At 45.0% G+C, this 22,602-nt stretch carries 21 protein-coding genes and 1 pseudogene; 16 read left to right on the forward strand and 6 right to left on the reverse strand.

Translation table 11 applies throughout. The annotated features are described in order from the left end of the window. Positions 1 to 829: PAS domain S-box protein (locus tag VOR_RS0111405; protein ID WP_010319834.1), on the reverse strand; the 829-nt coding region annotated here is incomplete at its 3' end. A gap of 80 nt (positions 830 to 909) precedes the next feature. Continuing rightward, positions 910 to 1,813, reverse strand: a pseudogene (locus tag VOR_RS17915) (DMT family transporter). 140 nt (positions 1,814 to 1,953) lie between these two features. Here VOR_RS17915 and rmuC point away from each other — a divergent pair. Genes rmuC through tatC form a run of 7 tightly spaced genes read left to right on the forward strand, consistent with a single transcriptional unit; the run spans position 1,954 to position 8,088 of the window. Then, positions 1,954 to 3,498, forward strand: coding sequence for a DNA recombination protein RmuC (gene rmuC, locus VOR_RS0111415; protein WP_010319837.1), 1,545 nt, complete (start codon positions 1,954 to 1,956; stop codon positions 3,496 to 3,498). 49 nt (positions 3,499 to 3,547) lie between these two features. Beyond that, positions 3,548 to 4,330: a bifunctional demethylmenaquinone methyltransferase/2-methoxy-6-polyprenyl-1,4-benzoquinol methylase UbiE gene (gene ubiE, locus VOR_RS0111420; RefSeq protein ID WP_010319838.1), complete on the forward strand. Its 783-nt coding sequence runs from the start codon at positions 3,548 to 3,550 to the stop codon at positions 4,328 to 4,330. Positions 4,331 to 4,339: 9 nt separating this feature from the next. Beyond that, complete coding sequence (locus tag VOR_RS0111425; protein ID WP_010319839.1) at positions 4,340 to 4,945, forward strand: ubiquinone biosynthesis accessory factor UbiJ; 606 nt, start codon at positions 4,340 to 4,342, stop codon at positions 4,943 to 4,945. After that, positions 4,942 to 6,576: a ubiquinone biosynthesis regulatory protein kinase UbiB gene (gene ubiB / locus VOR_RS0111430; RefSeq protein WP_010319840.1), complete on the forward strand. Its 1,635-nt coding sequence runs from the start codon at positions 4,942 to 4,944 to the stop codon at positions 6,574 to 6,576. Before VOR_RS0111425 ends, ubiB begins: the two co-directional genes overlap by 4 nt. A 51-nt stretch (positions 6,577 to 6,627) precedes the next feature. Continuing rightward, the gene (gene tatA, locus VOR_RS0111435; protein ID WP_010319841.1) at positions 6,628 to 6,864 is read left to right on the forward strand and encodes a Sec-independent protein translocase subunit TatA; all 237 of its coding nucleotides are present in this window, start codon (positions 6,628 to 6,630) and stop codon (positions 6,862 to 6,864) included. A gap of 3 nt (positions 6,865 to 6,867) precedes the next feature. After that, complete coding sequence (gene tatB, locus VOR_RS0111440; protein ID WP_010319842.1) at positions 6,868 to 7,275, forward strand: Sec-independent protein translocase protein TatB; 408 nt, start codon at positions 6,868 to 6,870, stop codon at positions 7,273 to 7,275. Between the two features lie 60 nt (positions 7,276 to 7,335). After that, positions 7,336 to 8,088 carry a twin-arginine translocase subunit TatC gene (gene tatC, locus VOR_RS0111445; RefSeq protein WP_010319843.1) on the forward strand — a complete coding sequence of 251 codons (753 nt, stop codon included), beginning with the start codon at positions 7,336 to 7,338 and terminating at the stop codon, positions 8,086 to 8,088. Positions 8,089 to 8,368: 280 nt separating this feature from the next. On the opposite strand, the gene VOR_RS0111450 is transcribed toward tatC, so the two are convergent. Then, positions 8,369 to 9,130 carry a TatD family hydrolase gene (locus VOR_RS0111450; protein ID WP_010319844.1) on the reverse strand — a complete coding sequence of 254 codons (762 nt, stop codon included), beginning with the start codon at positions 9,128 to 9,130 and terminating at the stop codon, positions 8,369 to 8,371. Positions 9,131 to 9,318: 188 nt separating this feature from the next. Between VOR_RS0111450 and hemB the strand changes: the two genes are divergently transcribed. The 3 genes from hemB to spfP all read left to right on the forward strand — a co-directional run bounded on the left by hemB (position 9,319) and on the right by spfP (position 14,134). Next, complete coding sequence (hemB, locus tag VOR_RS0111455; RefSeq protein ID WP_010319845.1) at positions 9,319 to 10,365, forward strand: porphobilinogen synthase; 1,047 nt, start codon at positions 9,319 to 9,321, stop codon at positions 10,363 to 10,365. A gap of 731 nt (positions 10,366 to 11,096) precedes the next feature. Beyond that, positions 11,097 to 13,892, forward strand: coding sequence for a DNA polymerase I (gene polA / locus VOR_RS0111460; protein WP_010319846.1), 2,796 nt, complete (start codon positions 11,097 to 11,099; stop codon positions 13,890 to 13,892). A gap of 194 nt (positions 13,893 to 14,086) precedes the next feature. Next, entirely contained in the window at positions 14,087 to 14,134 is a 48-nt protein-coding gene (spfP, locus tag VOR_RS19310) for a small protein SpfP (RefSeq protein ID WP_438356636.1), read from the forward strand. A gap of 510 nt (positions 14,135 to 14,644) precedes the next feature. Here the strand turns inward: spfP and yihA are convergent. Continuing rightward, on the reverse strand, positions 14,645 to 15,343 hold the full coding sequence (yihA, locus tag VOR_RS0111465) for a ribosome biogenesis GTP-binding protein YihA/YsxC (protein ID WP_010319847.1): 699 nt from the start codon (positions 15,341 to 15,343) through the stop codon (positions 14,645 to 14,647). Positions 15,344 to 15,511: 168 nt separating this feature from the next. On the opposite strand from yihA, the gene VOR_RS0111470 reads away from it, so the two are divergent. From VOR_RS0111470 to hemN, 5 genes are all read left to right on the forward strand, one after another. Beyond that, positions 15,512 to 16,129, forward strand: a complete 618-nt coding sequence (locus VOR_RS0111470; RefSeq protein ID WP_010319848.1) for a c-type cytochrome — start codon at positions 15,512 to 15,514, stop codon at positions 16,127 to 16,129. Positions 16,130 to 16,345: 216 nt separating this feature from the next. Continuing rightward, entirely contained in the window at positions 16,346 to 16,984 is a 639-nt protein-coding gene (locus VOR_RS0111475) for a class I SAM-dependent methyltransferase (RefSeq protein ID WP_010319849.1), read from the forward strand. Further along, on the forward strand, positions 16,984 to 17,538 hold the full coding sequence (gene yihI / locus VOR_RS0111480) for a Der GTPase-activating protein YihI (RefSeq protein WP_010319850.1): 555 nt from the start codon (positions 16,984 to 16,986) through the stop codon (positions 17,536 to 17,538). The genes VOR_RS0111475 and yihI overlap by 1 nt, the downstream gene beginning before the upstream one ends. Positions 17,539 to 17,546: 8 nt before the next feature. Beyond that, a complete protein-coding gene (locus VOR_RS0111485) occupies positions 17,547 to 18,035 on the forward strand; it encodes a DUF2489 domain-containing protein (protein WP_010319851.1) in 489 nt (162 codons plus the stop codon). Between the two features lie 138 nt (positions 18,036 to 18,173). Then, positions 18,174 to 19,562 carry an oxygen-independent coproporphyrinogen III oxidase gene (gene hemN, locus VOR_RS0111490; protein WP_010319852.1) on the forward strand — a complete coding sequence of 463 codons (1,389 nt, stop codon included), beginning with the start codon at positions 18,174 to 18,176 and terminating at the stop codon, positions 19,560 to 19,562. Positions 19,563 to 19,628: 66 nt separating this feature from the next. Here hemN and ilvY read toward each other — a convergent pair whose 3' ends face one another. Beyond that, positions 19,629 to 20,519 (reverse strand): HTH-type transcriptional activator IlvY, encoded by an 891-nt coding sequence (gene ilvY / locus VOR_RS0111495; protein WP_010319853.1) that lies wholly within the window; start codon positions 20,517 to 20,519, stop codon positions 19,629 to 19,631. 143 nt (positions 20,520 to 20,662) lie between these two features. On the opposite strand from ilvY, the gene ilvC reads away from it, so the two are divergent. After that, a complete protein-coding gene (gene ilvC, locus VOR_RS0111500) occupies positions 20,663 to 22,147 on the forward strand; it encodes a ketol-acid reductoisomerase (protein WP_010319854.1) in 1,485 nt (494 codons plus the stop codon). A gap of 188 nt (positions 22,148 to 22,335) precedes the next feature. Here ilvC and ubiK read toward each other — a convergent pair whose 3' ends face one another. Continuing rightward, positions 22,336 to 22,587 (reverse strand): ubiquinone biosynthesis accessory factor UbiK, encoded by a 252-nt coding sequence (gene ubiK / locus VOR_RS0111505; protein WP_010319855.1) that lies wholly within the window; start codon positions 22,585 to 22,587, stop codon positions 22,336 to 22,338. Positions 22,588 to 22,602 lie beyond the last annotated feature (15 nt).

Below are 22,602 nucleotides of genomic sequence, written 5' to 3' on the forward strand. Positions count from 1 at the left end.
CTCGTAGAGCGGTTGTTCGGTTGGGTAGCGTCGTCAATACATCAAAATGCGCCAACTGTTTGATGGTTTCTTCGTGCTCGCGGCGAAGGGAAATATCTTCAAAAACACAAATGTAATTGACCACTTCTAGTTCATTATCAAATACCGGAGTAATGGTCGATAACTGAGGATAGAGGCTACCGTTTTTGCGTCGATTAACAAATTCACCTTTCCACGGCTTTTTATCGCGGATGGTTTGCCATATCTGCTGGTAAAAGGAGGCATCATGATAACCCGACTGTAGAATGCGCGGGTTGTTACCTAGTACTTCTTCTGCTTGGTACCCCGTAATGACACTAAAGGCAACATTGACGCTGATGATGTTGGCTTGTGCATCCGTGATCACGACGCCTTCACGTGAATGATTAAATATTTGTGTTGTGAGGTTGAGTTGGTTTTCGATTTGGTGATAGCGGGAGATATCTCTAGTCATGCCGAGCACGCCAAGCAAGGTATGCCCATCAGTAGAATAAACCGGGGATTTGCTTGTTTCGTACCAGTGCTGTTGTTCGTTGGAGGTAAGTTGCGAGCAGCGGTCGGTTACTAAAGGTCGTTTTTGGTCTACAACCCATTGATCTGCTTCGATGAATTTCTGAGCAAGTTCAGCGTCAAAAAGTTGCTCATCCGTGCTGCCAACAATGTGTGACTTTTTTTTGTTCCAAGCTTGTTCTACTGCCTTGTTACACAGTATATACACGCCGTTCAGATCTTTTAACCAAACATGCTCATCAAGACTGTCTAAAAATTCCTGTAAGCTCGGGAGCTGGTTGTTAGGTTTTTTATTCATCATCGTCACACTTCGTTACTTAGTGCGATAGCTATCGCAGTGTATCAGTATAGCAGAGCTGAACAGCGCAACAGAGCCACAATTTAGCCTTCATTGAGGGTTGGCAGTGTTTTTTTTTGCTTCATTTGCTGTACTAATAATCCCAACATAATAAATATCAAACCGATTAGTGTTGTCGGGTGAATGGCTTCCCCGATAATCGTTGCTAGCAGAATGAGCGAGATAAATGGGGAGGCAAAGATTAGGTTGCTGATGCGTGCGGTGTTTTGCGTCAGTTTGAGAGCGCTTAGCCACAAAACAAAGGTGATCCCCATTTCAAACAAGCCGACATAAGTGACAGCTGCCCATCCTTGAAGGCTAATGTGCTGCCATTGTGCTCCTTCATAATAACTAAGCACAAAAGCAAGCGGAGTCGCGACTAAGAAGCCGAGTAGTACGCCAACAACAGGATCCGCTTGGTTTTTGGTATTTAAAATCCAGTATCCTGCCCAAAGCAAAGTGGATAAAAGCGCTAGCCCAACACCCAGCGGGCTATCAAACTGCATGGCTAAAATATCACCCTTAGTCGCGATAACCACCACACCAAAATAGCTCAGTGCACACGCTATCCAATCTTGTTTACGAATGGTTTGTCCTAAAAATACAGCGGCCATCAGTGTCAGGGTGATGGCCCAACTGTAGTTGATTGCTTGCGCTTGAGAGGCGGGCAGCAGTGAGTAGGCCAAACAGAATGAGGTAGTATGCGAGAGGGTTAATTAAGCCCAATAACAAGTAATACCAAGGATTAGCGAGAAAGGTATTCACCACTTGGTTGAGCTTGCCTTGCAGCGCGCAAATGCCCAGCAGTACGCAGCCAGAGACAGCACTCGCAACCGTCAGCATCTGGATCGGCGTTAATTCAGCCAGCGTAAGTTTGAAAGCCGTGGCAACCGTTGACCACAATAATACGGCAGATAAGCCAAAGCCGAGTGCGCGTCGTTCGTCCATGAATCCTCGTTAGAATAATTGTTGAAATAGTGTTCAGCGGCGCAAGTCTATAGTTTGCTGTTAACTTGTACAAACTGGACATTTATCCAGTATCGAAATACCATTTGTCCATGACTGATAAAATGAGTTAACCCGTTATCATGCAATGGATTATCGAAAATCAAGCGTTAGTGCTTTCAACGTTAAGCAGCGCCGTGCTGAGCGGCTCAGTGGCTGGCTGGTGGGTTAAGCAGAAGCTCAATTTGAAAAGTGAGTTATTACAACAGCAGTTAGAGACTCATCAAGCCCATCATCAGCAGCAGATAATCGAACTCAAACAAGCTTTGCAGCAGGCGCGGCAAGAGCTAGATGAGCTGGATGAAGAACGAGATAAAGCCGCATTTGAGCTTAAGCAATCGCACGGTAAATTCATGGCCGCGATGGAAAAGTTGCGCTATTTCGAAGTGGTTAAGCAAGAGCGGCAACAAAGCATGGAAGATGCGCATGCTTTGCGTGAGCAGAAATCGCAACTTGAGGCTCAACTGCGTGAGCAAGAAGCGCGGCATGAACAGCAAATTCAATCGAGCGAAGAAAAACTACAGTTACTTGAACACGCAGAGGAACGCCTAAAGCAGCAGTTTGAGCAGCTAGCCAATCAGTTATTTGAAGTCAAAACCGCGAAAGTTGATCAGCAGAACCGTCAAAGTTTGGAAGGGCTACTTTCTCCACTGAAAGAGCAGCTCGAAGGGTTTAAAAAGCAGGTCAATGACAGCTTCAATCATGAAGCGAAAGAGCGCCATACGTTGGTTCATGAATTGAAAAACTTACAACGCCTCAATGAACAGATGGCGCAAGAGGCACTCAATTTGACCCAAGCACTGAAAGGCGACAATAAACAGCAAGGCAATTGGGGCGAAGTGGTTCTCGCGCGGGTGCTGACCGAATCAGGCCTGCGTGAAGGGCACGAATATCACACTCAAGTCAGTTTGCAAAACGAGGCGGGTAAGCGCTATCAACCGGATGTGATCGTCAATTTGCCACACGACAAACAGGTGGTGATTGACTCGAAAATGGCGCTGGTGGCTTATGAGCGTTATTTCCATGCTCAAACGGAAACAGAACGTGCTCGCGCATTAAGTGAGCATTTACTTGCACTGCGAGCCCATATAAAAGGACTCGGTCAGAAAGATTATCATCAGCTCAAAGGGCTACAAAGCCTTGATTACGTGCTGATGTTTATTCCCGTCGAACCTGCTTTTCAAGTGGCGATTCAGGCTGATCCCAGCTTGGTAAAAGAGGCGATGGAGCAAAATATTTTGCTGGTTAGCCCAACCACCTTGTTGGTTGCGCTGCGCACGATCGATAATTTATGGCGCAATGATCGACAAAATCAGAACGCGAAGTTGATCGCTGAGCGGGCCAGCAAATTGTACGATAAATTACGCTTGTTTATGGAGGATATGGAAGGGCTGGGCGGCGCGTTAGACCGTGCAAACCAAAACTATCAAGGGGCGATGAATAAGCTCGCGACAGGGCGTGGCAACGCACTGCGTCAAGCTGAAAGTTTTAAACAACTCGGCGTCGAGATAAAACGTTCCATCAACAGTGAATGGGTCGAACAAGCACAAAATGAGGCATGGGCAGACAGTGCGGTGGAAAATGCACCTTTAGTAGAAAGACATCACGCTGAGGATAAAGTAAACTGATCGCTCGCAGTCGCCTTTAACAACACAGTGCTGCCCAAGAGGAACCTTCATGACGGATACCAGCGTGCAATCAAAAACAGCATTAGAGACACAAAATACCACTCACTTTGGTTTTGAAACCGTAGCGAAAGAAGAAAAAGTCGCCAAAGTCGCGCAAGTTTTTCACTCGGTTGCGGCCAAATACGACATGATGAATGACCTGATGTCTGGTGGTATTCATCGCTTATGGAAGCGTTTTACCATTGATTGCAGTGGCGCTCGCCCGGGCCAACGTATTTTGGATCTTGGTGGTGGTACGGGCGATCTCACCGCCAAATTTTCACGCATTGTGGGTGAAAAAGGTCATGTTATTCTGGCTGATATCAACAACTCGATGCTCAATGTCGGACGCGATAAATTGCGTGATAAAGGTGTGGTTGGCAACGTACATTACGTGCAAGCCAATGCCGAAGAGCTGCCTTTTCCAGATAACTACTTCGATTGCATTACCATCAGTTTTTGCCTGCGTAATGTGACGGACAAAGATAAAGCGCTGAGCTCGATGTTCCGCGTTTTAAAACCGGGTGGCCGTTTGTTGGTACTTGAGTTCTCCAAGCCAGTGCTTGAGCCATTATCCAAAGTATACGATGCGTATTCGTTTCATCTCTTGCCGAAAATGGGCCAAATCATTGCCAATGATGCCGACAGCTACCGCTATCTTGCGGAATCTATCCGCATGCATCCCGATCAAGAAACCTTAAAAGGGATGATGGATCAGGTTGGTTTTGAGCAAACGAGTTACTACAACTTAACGGGCGGTATTGTTGCGCTGCACCGTGGTTACAAATTCTAAGGATTAAGCATGCCGTTTGAGCCTTTAGTCACCGCCGTGATTGAGACCACACTCAACACCTTAATTCAAGACGACCCTGAATTGGTGCGCCGATTATCGCGCCTGAGAGGGCAAGTCATCCAAGTGCATCTCAAAGAGTTCAATAAAACGCTGACCTTCATTTTTAGTCAGCAAATTGATGTGTTAGCGGCTTACGAAGGCGAGTCGAATTGCTACCTGTCGCTCAATGTTTCCATTTTGCCCGAGCTACGCGAGCAAGCGAACATCACTCAACTGATCAAACAAGATAAGTTGGTGCTGGAGGGCGATATTCAACTGGCGCAAAAATTTGCCCAGTTGATAACCGATTGCAAGCTGGATGTTGAAGAGTGGCTGTCACGCCTGACGGGCGATGTGCTGGCTCACGCCTTAGTGCAGGGTGTGAAAGACATCGGCCAAGCGCTGCAATCACAACAAACTAAGTATCAGAACCATCTCAGCCAAGTGTTAACGGAAGAGTGGCGTTTATTACCCAGCTCGCTCGAGGTGGCCTATTTTTGTGACCAAGTGGATGATCTTAGTAGCCAAGCGGCGCGTATCGAAGCCAAAATTCAACACTTGCTGGAGCAAGCATGACGCCAACTGAACTCAAGCGGTTGTACCGAATTATCAAGGTGCAATTGGAATATGGTCTAGATGAATTGTTGCCAGAACACCAACTCACCAAAGCGCCAATATTAGCGCGCAAAGGATTGTTTTGGATTAAAAATCAGCATGCGGACAAACCACTAGGTGAGCGCTTGCGCTTAGCCTTGCAAGAGCTTGGCCCAGTATGGATTAAGTTTGGTCAGATGATGTCAACGCGGCGTGACCTGTTTCCACCTCACATCGCAGACCAACTTGCGTTACTGCAAGATAAAGTCGCTCCGTTTGATGGTGTACTTGCTAAAACTCAGATGGAAAAAGCGCTGGGCGGCGCTTTAGAAACTTGGTTTGATGAATTTGATATTGAACCGCTTGCTTCGGCGTCGATTGCTCAAGTCCATACCGCCAAACTCAAATCATCTGGCCGGGAAATCGTACTCAAGGTGATTCGGCCAGATATTCGGCCAGTGATTGATGCCGATATCAAACTCATGTATCGCATGGCGAAAATTGTTGCCAAAGCATTACCTGAAGCAAGGCGAATGAAGCCCGTTGAAGTGGTGCGTGAATATGAAAAAACTCTGCTTGCTGAACTCGACCTACGCCGAGAAGCCGCCAACGCCATTCAACTGCGTCGTAACTTTGAAAATAGTGAAGAGTTATACATACCAGAGATAATTCCTGACTTTAGTAATGAAACTGTCATGGTTTCTGAGCGAATATACGGCATTCAAGTTTCTGATATTGAAGGTTTAGCGGCCAACGGCACTAATATGAAGTTGCTTGCTGAACGCGGAGTGAGCGTATTCTTTACCCAAGTGTTCCGCGACAGTTTTTTCCATGCCGATATGCACCCGGGCAATGTCTTTGTTAATCCCGCGCATCCTGACAATCCACAATGGATTGGCTTAGATTGTGGTATTGTCGGTACCTTAAACAGTGAAGATAAACGTTATTTAGCCGAAAACTTCTTAGCTTTTTTCAACCGAGATTACCGCCGAGTGGCACAATTGCACGTTGATTCTGGTTGGGTTCCACGTGAAACCAACATCGATGAATTTGAGTTTGCTATTCGCGTGGTCTGTGAGCCAATTTTTGCCAAGCCATTGTGCGAAATCTCATTTGGTCACGTGTTGCTAAACTTGTTTAACACGGCTCGTCGCTTCAATATGGAAGTGCAGCCGCAATTGGTCTTGCTGCAAAAAACGTTATTGTATGTCGAAGGGTTAGGGCGTCAGCTTTATCCTCAATTGGATTTGTGGCAAACCGCTAAACCATTTTTAGAAAAATGGATGATGAACCAAGTTGGGCCGCAAGCGTTTATCCGTGCAGTGAAAGAGCGAGCTCCGCTTTGGGCTGAAAAATTACCTGAATTGCCAGAGCTGCTATACGATAGCCTCAAACAAGGTAAAGCAATCAACCAAAGGTTGGATCAGTTGTACCAAGGTTATCGAAAAAGTAAACGCCAGCAGACAACTGGAAAGTTTTTATTTGGTATTGGCGCCACTTTGGTCGTATGCTCGGCGATATTAGTGACCAGTGCTTATCAGCCGTTTGCAATAACCAGTGCGATTGCAGGTGTTGTATTTTGGCTACTCAGTTGGAGTGCTTACCGTCGTTAAGCGGTCTTTTATTTGAAATCAATTTGTTGAGAAATTCCTGAGGTGTAGAGAATGGGTGGTATCAGTATTTGGCAACTTCTAATTATTGCCGTGATTGTTGTATTACTATTTGGAACCAAGAAACTGCGTGGTATCGGTAGCGATCTCGGTGGTGCGGTTAAGGGGTTCAAAAAGGCGATGAGTGATGAAGAGCCTGCCAAGAAAGACGCAGATTTTGAACCTAAAAATATAGAGCAGCAGAAGACAGAAGCGACTGCTGAAACTAAAAAAGATAAAGAGCAGGCCTAATACGTGTTTGATATCGGTTTCTGGGAGCTGGTATTAATATCGGTTGTCGCGTTGGTCGTTCTTGGCCCTGAGCGTTTACCTCATGCTATTCGCAGTGTGGCAAAATTTGTTAGCACGGCAAAGAACATGGCGAACAGTGTCAAAGATGAATTAGCACATGAGCTCAAAATTCAAGAGCTGCAAGAAAACTTGCGTAAAGCAGAGCAAATGGGGATGGAAAATTTATCTCCAGAGCTGAAATCTTCTGTGGATCAGCTCAAACAGGCTGCGCAAGATGTACAACGCCCTTATGCGAACTCATCGCCCTCTGAAACAAAAACAGAGCGCGATGAACAAAGCGTTGAAGTGATTCCCGCTACAACGATTTCGTCGCCTGAAACGGCCGATAAGAAAGCCGACTCATCTCTGTAGGAGGCGTTATTGCTACCACTGTAACTCCTCCTCTTATGCTCTATTTATACGAGGTTCGATATGTCTTCCGTTGAGCAGACACAGCCTTTAATCAGTCACTTGCTAGAGCTACGCGATCGTTTATTGCGTTCGATAGCTGCGGTGATCGTGATTTTTATCGGCTTAGTCTATTTCTCTAGCGACATCTACGATTTTGTCTCCAAACCATTGGTTGAGCGTTTGCCTGAAGGGGCGACGATGATTGCGACCGATGTTGCCTCGCCCTTTTTCACGCCACTCAAACTTACTTTGATCGCGTCCGCTTTTCTCGCGGTGCCTTTTATCCTTTATCAAATCTGGGCCTTTGTCGCTCCAGGTTTGTATAAGCATGAACGCCGTTTAGTCATGCCATTGATGTTTTCAAGCTCGTTGTTGTTCTATTGCGGTGTGGCGTTTGCGTACTTTGTGGTATTTCCACTGGTGTTTGGCTTTTTTACCGCCATCTCTTTAGGCGGGGTTGAGTTTGCAACGGACATTGCCAGTTATCTCGATTTTGTGCTTGCGCTCTTTTTTGCTTTTGGTATCGCCTTTGAGGTTCCCGTCGCCATCATTTTACTGTGTTGGACGGGGGCGACGACGCCGAAAACCTTGAGTGAGAAAAGGCCTTATATCGTGGTTGGGGCATTTGTGGTGGGTATGTTACTGACGCCGCCTGATATGGTGTCGCAAACCTTGCTCGCCATTCCAATGTGTTTATTGTTTGAGGTTGGACTTTTCTTTGCTCGTTTTTATGTGCGCAAAGATGAGGAAGAGCCGGAAGATGAAAGTCATTAATACGTGAAAAAAGCGGCGAATAGCCGCTTTTTTTGTACCTATGATAGTGGGCTATTTAATCTTCAAAAGATAACCACACTGAGAGCATCGATAGACTTCTTTGATGCCCAGCAGTTTTTGCCAGAAGGTTCGATGTTGACGTTGTAAGTGATTACCATGTTGACACATATTAGCCACGTTTATGTGTTAAAATTTTGCCGCAAACTACAGTGTTTACATGGTTGATTTTGTGATTGGCATCACATTAATCAATGTTTCGTCCTGTCTGTAGTTCTGTACATTACAATTTAAACAGTGAGTTAGCATTAGTGTTTGTAATGTTATTCACTTCAACCAACGAGAGTTCGGTGAGTTCTGCGATGCGTTTGGCAACTAGCGTTGTGTAAGCTGGTTCGTTGCGCTTACCTCTGTGAGGGACAGGGGCTAAATAGGGACAATCTGTTTCTAGCAGAACAAAGTTCATATCGAGATGCGGTAATACTTTATCCATGCCACCATTTTTAAACGTTGATACACCACCAATCCCAAGATGAAACCCTAGCTCATTAATTGCTTTAGCTTCTTCAAGCGTGCCGCCAAAACAGTGGAATACACCGTTAAGTGAGCCATCTTGCTCTTTTTCCAGCAGTTGTAGAGTTTGAGTGATGGAATCACGGGTGTGGATGATAACAGGCAAATTGCGCTCTTTGGCCCAATTAAGTTGAGTGACGAAAGCCATCTCTTGTTCGGCCTGAAAGGTTTTGTCCCAATACAGATCAATGCCAATTTCACCAATGGCGATAAAAGGGTGTTTATCTAGCCAAGATTCTATAACCGCTAGCGTTTGCTTCACATTTCCATCCACATAGCATGGGTGCAGCCCCATCATCGATCGGCAAAGTTCAGGGTAAGCCGCTTCTGTTTTAAGCATAGGCTCAATGGAGGCAAGATCGATATTGGGCAACAAAATAGCCTCAATGCCTTGCGCTTTAGCGCGTTGTACGACCTCATCTCGATCGTGATCAAATTCAGTGGCATAAATGTGAGCGTGAGTGTCAATCATGGTGAGTCTCGATAAACAGCGAATGGGAGAACAGTATACGGAAGTGTGAGCCTGAGGTCATTTTTCTGATTTTTGTCGATTGCCGCTAGCGTCAAAAAGCGAGAGTGATATGATTTCGCCACACTTGAGCGATAGCGGTAGTGAAGAAAGAGTGCTTTCTCACACCGCGTATAAACAAGGAGAAGAGAGTGTCAGTATCCATTCAAGGTCAGTTCCCATGGCGTCGCATGCGTCGCCTACGCAAGCATGATTTTAGCCGCCGTTTGATGGCTGAGAATCAGTTATCGGTTAATGATTTAATTTATCCCATGTTTATTTTGATGGGTAAAGATCGCCGCGAGCCAGTGGAGTCTATGCCTGGTATTGAGCGTCTCTCTATCGACTTAATGCTCGAAGAAGCGCTGTATTTGGCTAATCTCGGCGTGCCAGCCATCGCACTTTTTCCAGTGGTTAATCAAGATGCTAAAAGTTTGTGTGCTGCTGAAGCGCATAATCATGACGGCTTAGTGCAACGTGCGGTGAAATTATTAAAAGAGCATATACCACAAATGGGTGTCATTACCGACGTCGCGCTGGATCCTTTCACGACCCATGGCCAAGATGGCATCATCGATGAAAGTGGCTATGTGATGAATGATGAGACCACCGAGGTGTTGATCAAACAAGCGCTGTCTCACGCTGCAGCCGGTGCCGATGTGGTTGCCCCTTCCGATATGATGGATGGACGAATTGGTAAGATCCGCGAAGCGCTTGAAGAGGCGGGTTTTATTCATACACAGATCATGGCTTACTCTGCGAAATATGCGTCATGTTATTACGGCCCATTCCGCGATGCGGTTGGTTCTTCTTCAAACCTGAAAGGGGGCAACAAGAAAAACTATCAGATGGATCCGGCCAACAGCGATGAAGCCATTCACGAAGTGGAGATGGATATCAATGAAGGGGCTGACATGGTGATGGTGAAGCCCGGCATGCCATACCTTGATGTGGTGCGCCGCGTGAAATCCGAATTACAAGTTCCTACGTTTGCGTACCAAGTGTCTGGCGAATATGCGATGCATAAAGCGGCCATTTTAAATGGTTGGCTTAAAGAGCGTGAAACCGTAATGGAGTCATTATTGTGCTTTAAACGCGCTGGGGCAGACGGAATTTTAACCTATTTTGCGAAAGACGTTGCACAGTGGCTGGCAGAAGATAACGCCAAAGCGGCACAATATTTACATCAGGATAACTAAGTTATGAATTTAGGTAGGTGAGCGTTTTTTCCTATCTATTTGAAAATAAAATAAAAAATTTCTCATGAAATCGATGGGCAGTTTTTTTTAGCATGATTAGAAAATAAATGAGATTTTTTCTCATTTAGGGCTTGATAATTAAATGAGAATCATTATTATCAACTATGTCTTAGGGAATGAAGAAGTTCACAAGGGCGTCGAGTGTACGATTAACGAATTGCTAGGTGTTAAAAGTTACAAGACCAATTGGCCGAACTTGCACGAGTTCTTTTTGACACGACATTGCTCACATTGCTTCCAGTGTAATTTATAGCTTTATCGTAAGGCTGAATGAATCACTTCACTTAGTTTTACCTGTTTTTGCTAGGCGACATCCTCGGGTGTCGCTTTTTTTATCACTCATTTTCAAGAGGATGCTTTTGCTGTGAATAAAAGGTCATCGATAGTCTTTTCCACAATCCATGATCGTGAAAAGATCATGATAGGAATGTTCGATCTTTGTTTTATTTGTTTATAAACAATGAGTTAATGTTGTTGTTTTCCGCGTTAATCACCGTTTAATAACCAGTGGATAAAAACTATAAACAGAGTTATCCACAGAGTGTCATTTGCGCTGGTGGACAAATCAGCAAAATGTTTCGTTGCTCAAGGTGCATTGGCGTGGAATCCTCAAGACAGTCATGGCATCCTTAGTCATTACATTTCGTACTCGCTTTGGATTGCAAAAGACTATGGCTCGCATACCTGACAACCCGTTCATTCTGATTGATGGCTCTTCTTACCTTTACCGTGCATTTCATGCCTACCCAGGCACCATGAGTAATGGCGAAATTCCAACTAATGCTGTCTATGGCGTGGTCAATATGCTCCGTAGCATGATGCGCCAGTTTTCCGCTGAGCGTATGGTGGTTATTTTTGACGCGAAAGGAAAAACCTTCCGCGATGATATGTACCCACAATACAAAGCGAACCGTCCACCAATGCCTGATGATCTACGTTGTCAGATTGAGCCGTTGCACAATGTTATCCGTGCGATGGGGCTACCGCTGATATCGATTGAAGGTGTCGAAGCCGATGACGTGATTGGTACGCTAGCCTCTCAAGCATCACAAGCCGGCATGCCAGTGCTGATCAGCACAGGTGATAAAGACATGGCACAGCTAGTGGACGAGAATGTCACCTTGATCAATACCATGACGAATGTGGTGCTTGATCGTGAAGGGGTGATTGAAAAATTCGGTATCCCTCCTGAGCTTATCATCGACTATCTGGCTTTGATGGGCGATAAAGTCGATAACATTCCTGGTGTACCGGGTGTCGGTGAGAAAACGGCGATTGCGTTACTACAAGGCATTGGCAGCCTAGAGCAAATTTACGATAACTTCGATAAAATTGCGCAATTGGGTTTTCGCGGCTCTAAAACCATGGCGCAAAAACTGGCGGATAACCGTGAAAACGCTTTTCTCTCTTACCAATTAGCCACCATCAAGCTGGATGTCGCTTTGGAAGAGAAACCAGAAACCTTGTGCAAAACCCAGCCCAATATTGACGAGTTGATTAAACTTTATGGTCAGCTTACGTTTAAATCTTGGCTAACAGAATTGCTAGAGGGTGGTAATGGGGTGATTGACGCTGATGAAAAAGTGGGTGCGGTAAACTCTTCTTCTTCTTCACAAGCAAGGGAGATGGATACAAGCGCCGCCACGATTGATCGCAGCCAATATCAAACCATTTTAGATGAAGAGACATTTAATACTTGGTTAGAAAAACTGAAAGCGGCAGAAGTGTTTGCGTTTGATACGGAAACCGACAGCCTCGATTATATGGTAGCGAATTTAGTTGGCCTTTCTTTTGCGACCGAAGAGGGCGTTGCAGCGTATGTTCCTGTTGCGCATGACTATCTTGATGCACCAAAGCAACTGGACCGTGATTGGGTACTCGCCCAACTTAAACCCATTTTAGAAGATGAAAGCCAAGCCAAAGTGGGGCAGAACCTAAAATACGATGCCAGCATTGTTGCGCGTTACGGTATCAATATGAAAGGCATCAAGCACGATACGATGCTCGCATCTTATGTGTACAACAGCGTCGGTGGTAAACATGATATGGACAGTTTGGCGCTACGATTTTTGCAACACAGCTGTATTTCATTTGAGCAGGTGGCGGGCAAAGGTAAAAACCAGCTGACCTTCAACCAAATCGAACTTGAGCAAGCGGCACCGTACGCTGCGGAAGATGCTGATGTGACTTTGCGACTTCATCACCGTTTGATGAGCCATATTGAGCAAGATGAGAAGCTCAATCGTATCTACCAACAGATTGAAGTGCCTCTTGTTCCTGTGTTGTCACGTATGGAACGTACAGGCGTGATGATTGATGATATGTTGCTTGGCGCGCAATCGCATGAAATCGCTGCTCGTTTAGAGCAACTAGAACAACAAGCGTTTGATATCGCGGGTCAACCTTTCAACCTAAGCTCACCAAAACAGCTGCAAACCATTTTGTTTGAACAGATGGGGCTACCGGTGATTAAGAAAACGCCAACAGGAACACCTTCCACCAATGAAGAAGTACTGCAAGAGTTGGCACTCGACGGCTATCCTCTGCCTAAAGTGATCATTGAACATCGTGGTTTAGCTAAGTTGAAATCAACCTATACCGATAAACTGCCTAAAATGATCAACCCAACCACAGGGCGAGTGCATACCTCGTATCACCAAGCTGTAACCGCCACTGGTCGTTTGTCTTCAACCGATCCAAATTTGCAAAACATTCCGATCCGTAACGAAGAAGGACGCCGGATCCGTCAAGCCTTTATCGCTCCTCATGGCTGGAAAATTCTGGCTATCGATTACTCGCAAATTGAGCTACGCATTATGGCGCACTTGTCCGGCGATAAAGCGCTGCTTGAAGCATTCCAGCAAGGGAAAGATATCCATGCGGCAACCGCGGCTGAAATTCTTGGAGTGAGTATTGAGCAAGTCAGCAGTGAGCAGCGTCGCCGTGCGAAAGCGGTTAACTTTGGTTTGATTTACGGGATGAGCGCCTTTGGTTTAGCCAAGCAGCTCGGCATTCCTCGTTATGAAGCCCAAGAATATATGGATAAATACTTTGAGCGTTATCCTGGCGTGATGCAATACATGGAAGATACACGCTCTACGGCTAGCGAACTTGGCTATGTTGAAACTTTATTTGGTCGTCGTTTGCATCTGCCTGAAATTAAATCGCGTAATGGGATGCGTCGCAAAGCGGCCGAACGTGCCGCTATCAATGCTCCAATGCAAGGTACGGCGGCGGATATCATCAAAAAAGCGATGCTATTAGTCGATGCTTGGATTGAGGAGCATGGACAGGGACGCGTTAAACTCTTGATGCAAGTGCACGATGAACTGGTGCTTGAGGTGCAAGAGACGGCTTTAGCCGAAATTGAAATTAAAGTACAACAATTGATGGAATCAGCAGTAACGCTAGCGGTGCCATTGGTCGCGGATACTGGTCATGGAGACAACTGGGATCAGGCGCATTAGTTGTTTTTTAAGCATAATTAGCTGGTTTGCGTGAGCTGTCGCACAAATGTCGGCTTTTTTATGGCCTAGAAACAAGTGTTCTTGATCTTAAATTTTGTGTTGTTTAATAAAATTTTCATGAAAAAAAACTACAAAAATAGTTTTCATTTCTGACTATTTGTTATACATTAACTCTCGTAGGGTACAGAGGTAAGATGTTCTATCTTTCAGACCTTTTGTTTCACGTTATTGGATTAGGCTGATTCAGCCGCCCCAGTCAGTATTTGACTGGGGCGTTTTTTATTGGGCCAAAGAAAATATTCACCACCGTTTTTTACGAAAATATAGTCGATAAAAACACACCATTCTATTACTGAGTAGTTACTTTATTTATCTAATGAACACCCGATTCTGTAACTGGCTGACAGTCACATTTTGATTATTTCTAATGAGAAATCAAGTTCACCTCAAAGACAAAAAATATGTTTAAATCTCATTAATATTCATTATGTTATATTGATTTTATTGCGGTGAGCCAGAGGAGTGTTCGGTGGGGTAGTGAATTGATGACTCTTTGACCTATTGAAAAATTGCGGGGATTAAGGAATGCTTAGCAAAACAATAATAAATTACCTCCTACTTCTCTCCCGTTGCCCCACCAGGATGGTGGGGATTTTTCTTTTTGTCATTCGCATTTGGATTTAAAGCCTATAAAAAAGCCCCACGATTAGGTAGGGCTCTGTTGGAGTCACGATTTTTAGTGTTGTTCTGAATTAGTGTTGTTCAGAATGGTCTGGATTCTCTTCTAAGTGAGTTGAGTCAAACTCATCCATCTCTTCCACTATTTCTTGCTCGGCTAAATGTGCGAGTGCAGGTGCAAACCATGTATCCAATTTATTACGCAGCACATCGACGCCTAAGCCCTTCAATGATGAAAAAGCATCGACAGTGACATCGCCGCCAAAAGCACGCTCCTCTTCACGAATTTTTAACACTTGAGCTTTACGTGCACCGCTTTTTAGCTTGTCAGCTTTAGTCAGTAGTACTAGCACTGGAATGTAGCAATCGACAGCCCAAGAAATCAATTGTTGGTCGAGATCTTTCATCGGATGGCGAATATCCATTAACACAACCAGCCCTTTTAAGCTCTTGCGCTTTTGTAGGTATTCACCTAGTGATTTTTGCCATTTTTTCTTTAGTTCCAAAGGAACTTGAGCAAAACCATAACCCGGTAAATCCACAATATGACAACCTTCAGTGACCTTGAATAGGTTGATCAGTTGGGTTCGACCTGGAGTTTTACTGGTTTTAGCCAAGCTCTTCTGATTCGTTAAGCGATTCAGCGAACTCGACTTACCTGCGTTGGAGCGTCCTGCAAACGCAATTTCGATCCCTTCATCATCAGGTAGATGACGAATGTCAGGCGCACTGGTAATGAAATGCGTGTTTTGATAATGAATTTTTACGCTCACTGTTAACTCCATCTCGACTTTGTGTAGTCGATTGATTTACTTTTTTGTGAAATTGTGTAAAATAACCGTGCTCGGCATAAGGTCGCCTATTGTACCATGAGTCGCCACTAAGAGTGAGTAGCAACTGCAAAGTGGTACTGGAAGCTTGATAATTATAAATGGAATGTCATGAAGAAATTAGCGCTAATCTTGAGTCTTTTAGCCAGCTGCTCAGTGTGGGCCCAAGGCAGCATTGAAGCTGGTAAAGCAAAATCCCAAACGTGTGTTGCCTGTCACAGTGCTGATGGCAATAGTCTACTTACAATCTACCCTAAAATTGCTGGTCAGCATCAGAAATACACAGAGAAGCAGTTGCATGATCTCAAATTAGGCATGACAAGTGCTGGCAAACAAGGCCGTTACGATCCCGTAATGAGTGCCATGGCGATGCCTCTTAGCGACGAAGATATAACGGATCTTGCTGCTTACTATGCATCTTTGCCTATTTCAGCAAACTCAACGTCTGAAGACGTTGCTGTTACGGGTAAAGCACTTTATAGCGCAGGTGATGCAGAGCGTGGTTTAACCGCTTGTATTGCGTGTCATGGTCCACGTGGTAATGGTACTGAGCTTTCAGGTTTCCCTAAAATTTCTGGTCAGCATGCTGACTACATCAAAGCTCAACTACAAAAATTCCGCGATGACGCTCGTAATAATGATATGAATGCCATGATGCGTGATGTCGCGAAAAAGCTCAGCGACACTGACATCGAAATACTTTCTAAATACGTTGGCGGCCTTCACTAAACCCTACACCGTTCGAGCACTGTTGTTTGAAAACGCCTTAGCACTGAGCTAGGGCGTTTTCTTTTGTGCTGAAGAAAACGTAATTTTTTGCTCAATGATCGGCTTACCTATCGCTTTTTTTATCTTTTTTTACCTAGCTGGTGAAAAAATACGCGCTGACTCTCCACTCTAATGCCACTTTCTGGTATGTTGCGCATCCCTGTTTGAGGATGTTACATGCACATTTGCCCATTATGTTTTAGTGAACAAATTGTTCCTTATTTTGCCGATAAAGTTCGCTCTTATCTGCAGTGCCAACACTGTGCACTTGTGTTTGTTAGCCCTGAACATCGTCTTGACAAAAAAGCGGAAAAAGCATTTTATGATTTGCATGAAAATAACCCGCAGGATAGGGGTTATCGCCAGTTTTTGTCACGCGTTTGTGCGCCGATGTTGGAGAGGCTTTCTCCGGCATCTAACGGGTTAGATTTTGGTTGTGGGCCAGGGCCAACCTTATCCATTATGTTGGAAGAGGCTGGGCACACAATGTCGTTATACGATATCTTTTTTCATCCAGATGAAAAGGTGTTGCAGGCGACCTATGATTTTATGACTGCCACTGAAGTGATTGAGCATTTACATAAGCCGCACCAAGTTTGGCAGCAATGGTTAAATTTAGTTAAGCCAGGAGGCTGGATTGGGTTAATGACCAAACTAGTCAAAGACGTGGAGGCGTTTGCTGGGTGGCACTACAAAAATGATCTCACACATGTGATCTTTTTTAGTCGTGAAACCTTCCAGTACTTGGCCAAGCGGGATGAGCTTGAACTTGAATTTATTGGTAATGATGTAATTTTACTGAGGAAACCCCAGTAATGAGCCGTAGTAAAAAATCGAGAAAGCCGGGTTCAGCCGGTGAAGGCGACGTGATTGTCACGCGTAATCGCAGTGAGGCAGATGTTGAAGGCCGTTTGCGTAAGCGAGTTAAAAAACAGAAAGGTCTGAAAGCGGGTAGCCGCCATTCCGATGGTTCAGATCACCAGCAACGAGAAGCCGCTAAAGCGCGCGATCCGCGTTTAGGCAGCAAGAAAAAAATTCCGTTGGTGGTTGATCCAGCGAAGAAAATGACCAAGCAAGAGCGTCGTTTGTCGGCTGAGCAAGAGCTCGAAATGCTGGAAAATGATGCGCAATTGAACGTGTTGCTCGATCGTATTGATAATGGCGAAAACCTAGGTGCTGGCTTACAAAAATACGTTGATGAAAAACTCGATCGTATTGAAGCACTGATGAAGCAACTTGGTCTGTATGCTGAAGAGCAAGAAGAGGTTTTCGAGCCAATCGTGACTGGCGGTAGTGCCAAAAAATCACGTTCAGATGATGATTTATTATCAGATTTTGAAGGCTTCGACCTAAATGATTTAAAAGGATAGAAAGTGCCATGAATGTAACCTTGTTAGCCATTGCTGGTGGAATCATTATTCTCGGCTTAGCGTCTTACGCTGGTTACCTTCTGCTGCAACTGAAAAAGCAAAAGGATTTGCAGCTGCAACATCAAACATTGGCCATTGAAAAACGCAATGCAAATATTTTTGATAGCGTAAATACGCTTTGCATGGCTGGGATTCAAGGCCAATGTGATCTCTCCGAGATCAGCATCCGTGTCTACTGCATTATGGATTATGTTCAAGGCGAACAGAGAATCGACTTTGATAGTTCGTATCCCGCTATTTCCGAACTTTATTATATAGTGAAGGATATGCCGCGTGGCGAAGAGCTCAGCCAACTCGCTAAACAAGAGCGAATGAAGCATAACTTAGTGCGCCAAAAGGCGGAGGCCCGTTTAATGGATGCGATTGTTGAAGAGTTAAAAGTTCTGCAAAAACGCATTGCCCCTTTGAATAGTCAAATTCCGATTCAAATGATGTAATGGCTCGACTGCCTCTTTCGAGTGAGTGATCGCGTTAGCAGTTTAGAACATTTATACACAAATTTCGTTTTGTCACCCGACGTCCATCATGGTCATGTGGCAAAATAGCCCGTCAAAGTTTCGAACGGAAAGCACAGCATGTCTTCGCAAGTCGTACCCAGCCAACAGATCGTGTGGGATCAAGCTGTTTTAGATAAGTATAACTATTCAGGCCCGCGTTATACCTCTTATCCTACAGCACTTGAATTCCATGAAGCATTTACTATTGCCGATTATGATATGGCGTGTGCCCAATACCCTGACAGGCCACTTTCGCTTTATATTCATATCCCGTTTTGTCACAAACTTTGTTACTACTGTGGTTGTAATAAGGTGATTACCCGTCATTCGCATAAAGCCGACGACTATTTGGATGTGCTCGAACATGAGATTCGCCAACGAGCCTCTTTGCTGCATAGCCGTACAGTCACACAACTGCATTTCGGTGGCGGCACTCCCACATTTTTAACTCAATTGCAAATTAGCCGTTTAATGGCCATTTTGCGTGGTGAGTTCCGCTTTGAAGATGACGCAGAAATCAGTATTGAAGTTGATCCGCGTGAAATTAAGTTAGAGATGCTTGATCACCTGCGCAGCGAAGGATTTAACCGCCTGAGCATCGGCGTACAAGATTTCAACAAAGAAGTGCAAAAGCTGGTGAACCGCGAGCAAGATGAAACCTTTATTTTTGCTATGGTAGAACGAGCTAAACAACTGGGTTTTCGCTCAACCAACCTTGATCTCATATATGGCTTGCCTAAGCAGACTAAAGGCTCTTTTGCGAAAACATTAGCGCAAGTGTTGGAGATGAAACCGGGTCGATTGTCGGTATTTAACTACGCGCACATGCCGCAGCTGTTTGCTGCGCAGCGTAAGATTAAAGATGAAGATCTCCCTACGGCGGAAGAAAAACTGGCCATCTTACAAGACACGATCGCGACCTTAACAGGTGCTGGTTATCAGTTCATTGGCATGGACCATTTTGCTCTGCCCAATGATGAGTTGGCCGTCGCGCAGCGTGAAGGTGTTTTACATCGCAACTTTCAAGGTTATACCACGCAAGGTAACTGCGACTTGGTTGGCTTTGGTGTCTCAGCCATTTCAATGATTGGGGATGCGTATGCGCAGAACCAAAAAGAGCTGAAAAAATACTATGAGCAAGTTAATGAGTTACGTCATGCACTCTGGAAAGGGGTGGCACTGGATAGTGATGACTTACTTCGTCGCGAAGTGATCAAGCAGCTTATCTGCAATTTCAAACTGGATAAAAGCCAAATTGAAGCACAGTTTAACGTGACGTTTAATCACTACTTCAAGCAAGATCTTGAATTGCTACAAACTTTTATTGATGATGAGTTAGTGGAAGTCGATGAAAAAGCGATCCGCGTTACTTTGCGCGGGCGGTTGTTGATTCGCAATATCTGCATGTGCTTTGATAAATACCTGCGTGTTCGTGCTCGTCAGCAACAATTTTCGCGGGTAATTTAACGCGCTTACCATGGATAATAAAGCCACTGCTCGTCAGTGGCTTTTTCTTTTGAAAAGAGGGATGAGTTATGGCGTCAGGTATTTATTCGCTGCAACATCCCACAATGCTTTGATTAATGGGTTATCAAGCTGTGAGCGTTTGCAGCACACACCGAGCTGAAATGGTTTCACGGGCGCTAATTTAAGGCGCTGGATCTTATCTCTCACCGGGCTATTGTGGATCACTACATCCGGCGCAATGCCGATACCGCAACCGAGCGCGACCATGCTGACAATCGCTTCATGCCCTGAACTCTGCGCGTAAATATTGGGTTTAATCTTCATTTTTTTAAACCAGGCATTGGCTCTATCTCTTGCCGTCCCTGCTTCAGGAACAATAAAAGGGATAACTGACCAATCGGGTGTGTCATTTTGCAGTTGTTCGATAAAGCTACTGATCCCGAGCGGCGCGATCACCGATAAGGGTATTTCACCAATCGTTTCAAACTCAACGCGGGCTGGTAGCTGTTCGGGCATGGCTGAAATGGCAATATCCGCTTCATCATTCAAAATCTTATCAATCGCTTGAGCAGGATCGCCAGTCAAGAGTTTGAACTCAATATACGGATGGCGAACTCGAAAATCGGACAGTAACTGAGGCAGGTGGCTGTAGCTGGCGGTGACTGAGCAAAATAAACGAATTTCCCCTTGTAATACGCTGTTTTGGTTTTTCATTTGTACGTGATATTGCTGCCACTCTGTAATGATTTTGAGTGCAACAGGAACCAGTTTGCTGCCTGCTGGCGTTAGCTCAACGCTACGATTATCACGCACAAATAAGCTTTGGCTGGTTTCTTCTTCCAGCTTCTGGATCTGCCGGCTGAGCGCGGATGGGCTGATGTGCATCACCGCCGCGGTCTTACTGAAGTTTTTACTCTCACACAGATGGATAAACATCTGCAGGTTTTTAATGTTCATAAGTTAACCACGTCACATTGCATAAATTGCAATAACTAATTGTGAATATATCACTTTAAGCAACGTGATGTCTGCTTTAGTATCAGTTTATTCGGTTCTAGAAACCGACCTGATGGAAAGAATCTTTAAAGGAGAGCGCTAACATGGCTAACTATTTCAATACCCTAAATCTACGCCAACAACTTGACCAACTTGGTCGTTGCCGCTTTATGGATCGCTCTGAGTTTGAAAGCGAAGCTGAGTACCTCAAAGGTAAGAAAGTGGTGATTGTCGGTTGTGGTGCACAAGGTTTAAACCAAGGTCTGAATTTACGATACTCTGGCCTTGATGTCTCTTATGCATTGCGTCAAGCGGCGATCGACGAACAGCGTCAGTCCTATAAAAATGCTAAAGAGAATGGTTTTGAAGTGGGTAGCTATGAAACGCTCATCCCTCAAGCAGACTTGGTCATTAACCTAACGCCAGATAAACAGCACAGCAATGTTGTCGAAACCATCATGCCGCTGATGAAAAAAGGTGCAGCATTGGGGTATTCTCACGGTTTCAACGTGGTTGAAGAAGGGATGCAGATCCGTAAAGACATCACGGTTGTGATGGTGGCGCCTAAGTGCCCGGGAACCGAAGTGCGTGAAGAGTATAAGCGTGGTTTCGGCGTGCCGACTTTGCTTGCTGTTCACCCAGAAAATGACCCTCAAGGTGAAGGTTGGGATATCGCAAAAGCTTGGGCGGCGGGAACGGGCGGTCATCGTGCTGGCTGTTTGGAGTCCTCTTTCGTTGCCGAAGTAAAATCGGACCTTATGGGCGAGCAAACCATCTTGTGCGGCATGCTACAAGCGGGTTCGATTGTGTGCTATGAGAAGATGGTAGCAGAAGGTATTGACCCAGGTTACGCAGGTAAACTACTGCAATACGGTTGGGAAACGGTAACTGAAGCGCTGAAATTTGGTGGCATCACTCACATGATGGATCGCCTATCAAACCCAGCAAAAATCAAAGCGTTTGAGTTATCTGAAGAGCTTAAAGACTTGATGCGTCCACTGTACAACAAACACATGGATGACATTATTTCTGGTCATTTCTCTAGCACTATGATGGCTGACTGGGCCAACGATGATGCTGATTTACTGGGTTGGCGTGCTGAAACCGGTGAAACTGCGTTTGAAAATTACCCACAGTCTGACGTACAGATCACTGAGCAAGAGTACTTCGACAAAGGTATTTTGATGATTGCCATGGTTCGCGCTGGGGTTGAGCTGGCATTTGAAGCTATGACGGCTTCCGGTATTGTTGAAGAGTCAGCTTACTATGAATCTCTGCATGAGCTGCCACTGATTGCCAACACAGTAGCACGTAAGCGTTTGTATGAAATGAACGTGGTTATTTCTGATACGGCAGAGTATGGCAATTACCTGTTTGCCAACGTCGCAACACCGTTACTGCGCGAAAAGTTCATGCCAAAAGTATCTACTGATGTGATTGGTAAAGGCCTTGGTGAAAGCTCGAATTTCGTTGATAACGCGACCTTGATTGAAGTGAACGAAATTCTTCGTAACCATCCGGTTGAGTTCATCGGTGAAGAGTTGCGCGGTTACATGACGGATATGAAACGCATCGCCGTCGGTGGCTAAGGGCTAATTAACCTTCAGCTAAGAAGGGGCCGAGAGTTCGCCCCTTTTCAATGACGAGAATGATGACGTAAAGCTCCAGACTGACTGGAGAGAATAAATACAAAAGCAAACACAATATAAAACAAAAGGCTTGGTCGCCGTTGACCAAGCCTTTTTTATTGGGAAATTTTTATCTCAACCGGACAATATTATTTGGCGGTGATTTTCGCTTCTAGCTCGGCCAATTTTTGCTCCATTTCAGTGAGCTTTTGGCGAGTACGCATCAATACTTGAGTCTGCACATCAAATTCTTCACGGCTCACCACGTCCAATTTATTTAATTGGCCTTGGATCACTTGGCGGATTTTTTGATCAACGTCGGCACCCAAATCTTTGACGGGTTGAGGCATTGAATCGTGAATTTGTTTGGCAATTTGCTCAAGTTTTTTAGGGTCAAACATAGCGGCTTACACTCC

The sequence above is a fragment of the Vibrio ordalii ATCC 33509 genome, assembly GCA_000257205.1.
Classification (GTDB): Bacteria; Pseudomonadota; Gammaproteobacteria; order Enterobacterales; family Vibrionaceae; genus Vibrio; species Vibrio ordalii.